The 3079-nt window shown below is 65.2% G+C and carries 4 protein-coding genes; 1 reads left to right on the top strand and 3 read right to left on the bottom strand.

Going from position 1 to position 3079, the window contains the following annotated elements; all coding sequences use genetic code 11:
- Positions 1-536 precede the first annotated feature (536 nt).
- Positions 537-1676 (top strand): FAD-dependent oxidoreductase, encoded by a 1140-nt coding sequence (locus tag F9929_RS23825; protein ID WP_152049043.1) that lies wholly within the window; start codon positions 537-539, stop codon positions 1674-1676.
- A gap of 36 nt (positions 1677-1712) precedes the next feature.
- On the opposite strand, the gene F9929_RS24615 is transcribed toward F9929_RS23825, so the two are convergent.
- The 3 genes from F9929_RS24615 to F9929_RS23815 all read right to left on the bottom strand — a co-directional run.
- On the bottom strand, positions 1713-1970 hold the full coding sequence (locus F9929_RS24615; RefSeq protein ID WP_235919536.1) for a GNAT family N-acetyltransferase: 258 nt from the start codon (positions 1968-1970) through the stop codon (positions 1713-1715).
- Between the two features lie 27 nt (positions 1971-1997).
- Positions 1998-2339, bottom strand: a complete 342-nt coding sequence (locus tag F9929_RS24610; RefSeq protein WP_235919535.1) for a GNAT family N-acetyltransferase — start codon at positions 2337-2339, stop codon at positions 1998-2000.
- Between the two features lie 251 nt (positions 2340-2590).
- The coding region (locus F9929_RS23815) for a recombinase family protein (protein WP_152049042.1) at positions 2591-3079 on the bottom strand (489 nt) is incomplete at its 5' end.

Raw genomic sequence — 3079 nt, 5'->3', positions numbered from 1 at the left:
TCGGCATGCCGTACCATCTGGCGGTCGATGCACCTTGCCCCTGCACCGCCGTCAGCCGAAAACCCCATAAACCACCAACCGGCATCCCGCGGGTTCGGTCTTCCGCGACTTTCGTACGCCTCACGGCGCCCGAAACTCTTCAGGAAAGCGGTCTGTCTGCTTTTGGTATATGCCGCGCAAAAAAGCTGCCACTGGTGGACGGGCCGGGTCGGAGGCTAGCCTTCGGAACGAGAGAGCGTCGGCGTTCCAGGTACGCCGGCCTTTGGTGCCGCGTTCCGCGCGTTGTTCGGTTGCACGCCCGAGGCCGTCTCACATCGCATGGGCTGAGCGGCTTATTCAGACAGGGCAGTCTTCCCGCTTGCACGGGGCGGTCGGTCGTGAGACAAATCTGTGTCGCGCAAAACGACGTCTCTGACCGGGCATGGGCCCTCGGGACATCGCATACACGTCGACCCTGCCGACCGCAGGGCCGCCCAGCGTCTTCCATACAAAACCGCACGCCGGTCAGGATTTGGCTGCGATGAGGGAGCGCACGTATGCAGAAGACCATCGGAATCATTGGTGCGGGTTTGGGTGGGCTGGTGCTCGCTAGCGTCTTGCACCGTCACGGGATCACCGCCACGATTTTCGAGGGCGAGACCTCGGCCACTGCCCGCTGGCAGGGCGGCCTTCTCGACATGCACGAGAACAGCGGTCAGCCTGCGCTCCGGGCGGCGGGGCTGTACGACGCTTCTCTGAAGCTCGTTCGTCCCGGCGAGGATGCCAAGCGCGTCGTCGATAGCGCGGGGATGATGCTGTTCGATGCACCAGGACAACGGACGTCGACGCGGCCGGAGGTCGAGCGCGGCGACCTGCGTCGCCTGCTAATGGCATCGCTTCCCGACGATACGATCCGTTGGGGTCACAAGGCCGTTTCCATCACGCCCAGCGAGGCGGGCGGCTACCATATCCTCTTCGCCGACGACTCCACGGCCACAGTCGACCTCCTGGTGGGCGCGGACGGCGCCTGGTCGAGGGTCCGCCCGCTCGTCTCGGACGCAAAACCGATCTATTCGGGCACATGCTTCATCGAGATCGCACTGGGCGCGGGCGATCCTGCTAATATGGCCAGCATCGCGGCGATCGGCGAGGGAACGATGATGGCGGTGACGCCCGGCCAAGGCATCATCGCACATCGCCATGCCGATGGCTCGGTGACGGGCTATGTCGCGCTTCATCGACCCGAGGCATGGGTGCGCTCCGTAGACTTCCGCGACAGGGGGACCGGACTGGCGTTCATTGCTGACCAATTCGCAGGCTGGGCGCCGCATCTCGTCCATCTCATCACTGGCAGCACGGCCGTCCCGACAATCCGGCCGATCTACGCGCTTGCGCCCGGGATCACATGGCTGCGGGTGCCTGGGGTGACGCTGCTCGGTGATGCCGCGCACCTCATGTCGCCGTTTGCGGGCGAGGGCGCGAACCTCGCCATGCTGGACGGCGCCGAACTGGCGCAGGCGATCCACGATTACAGCGAGGATACGGAAGCGGCCCTTGCCGCCTACGAGACGGTGCTGTTCCCGCGCAGCCGCGAGATTGCGCAGCAGTCCGCCGACAACCTGACGCTGTTCTTCGGCCCGAACGCGCCCCACAGCGTCGCCGACCTATTCGCCAAGCTCGTCAGTGGGCACGGATAGGTCGGTCCGGTGAGTTACGGTGAACGCATGATGGCGTCACTGGGACCGCTGCGCTTCGAGATCTCGCCGCAGGTCCGGCCATTCGTCGTCAATGATGCTGAAGCGGACCGAATCGCGCTTTCGACCATCAGGCATGATCCGCTCGTGGCGGACCACACCCTCCTCGACCGCCTCCAGCCGAAGGATGGCTGCGCGCGAACGCTGGTTGAGGACGTCGGTCGTGAACTGTACCCGGACGCAGTCGAGAACCTCAAAGGCGTATGCCAGCATCAGGAACTTGGCCTCGGTGTTCACGAAGCTGCGTTGCCAGGAGGCCGCGATTCAGCTGTGCCCGATCTCGACCTTGCGGTTGGCACGGTCGAGCTTCCAGAAGCGCGTGCTGCCGACGACTTGGCTATCGACCTCGATGGCATAGGGGATCACCGTGCCGGCCGCCCGGCCGACAAGCGCCGTCTCCAGATAGGCGTCCACGGTATCGGGACCGGGTACGTTGGTGAACCGAAGGTCCCACAGCCGGCCATCGGCGGGCGCCCTCAGCAGGTCCTCCCGGTGATCGCGCTGGAGCGGAACCAGCGAAAGCCGGTCGCTGCGCAAGGGGTGGTCGGCGTCGTCCATTGCCTGTCTCGCTCCCGATCCGTCCAGCCGGTCCGCTTCGTCGCGCAATATCGACCCATCCCTTCGATCCGCAAGGCTCCCCATATCGACCAACGTCTCCGCAACGCGGCGTTCGCTTGCCGTCATCTACGCGACCGTCGCACTCTATGCGGCTTCGATCGGGCCGATCCTAGCTGAATGTCCGTTTCCGGGAGTCGCATCCAGGTCGCCTGGATGACTAGTAAGGGTGGAAACCTGCCGGTTTCACCTCAGCGCGATCCGACCGTTATCTGAGCGTCGGTTAGGGTTCGCTGGCCTCGTCACCTTCGTCCGCATCCTTCATCCTTCATCGCGCCGATCGCCCGGTAGACGCTGGTGCGACCGATGCCGAGCGCCTTGGCGATGGCGGTCGGGCCTTCGCCGGCAGCATGGCGGCGGCGGATCTCCTCGTCCGGCACGCTCTTCAGGCGCCCGACCCCGGCATAGATCCCGCGCGCCTTCGCCGCCTCGATGCCGGCGCGCTGACGCTCCAGAATGAACTTGCGCTCCATCTCGGCCACCATGCCCAGAACCGTCACCACGATCCGCCCGACATCGCCGCCGGTGGTGAGTTCGGGATCGAGAACGCGCAAACTCGCGCCCTTCTGGTCGAGTTCATGCACGAGGTTCAGAACATCGCGCGTCGAGCGGCCGAGACGGTCGAGCCGCACCACCACGAGTTCGTCGCCGTCGCGCATGAACTGCATGAGGGTGGCAAGCTCGGGCCGGTCCTCCACCGACTTGCCCGACAGTTTCTCCGACCGGATCAC

The organism is Aureimonas psammosilenae (assembly GCF_009176975.1).
Taxonomy (GTDB): Bacteria; Pseudomonadota; Alphaproteobacteria; order Rhizobiales; family Rhizobiaceae; genus Plantimonas; species Plantimonas psammosilenae.
Note: the sequence above shows the minus strand (reverse complement) of the source record. Positions and strands in the feature narration are given on the sequence as shown.

Excerpts from the sequence above, each read along its gene's own strand:
- F9929_RS23825 (WP_152049043.1), top strand. The coding sequence starts at position 537 with ATGCAGAAGACCATCGGAATCATTGGTGCGGGTTTGGGTGGGCTGGTG.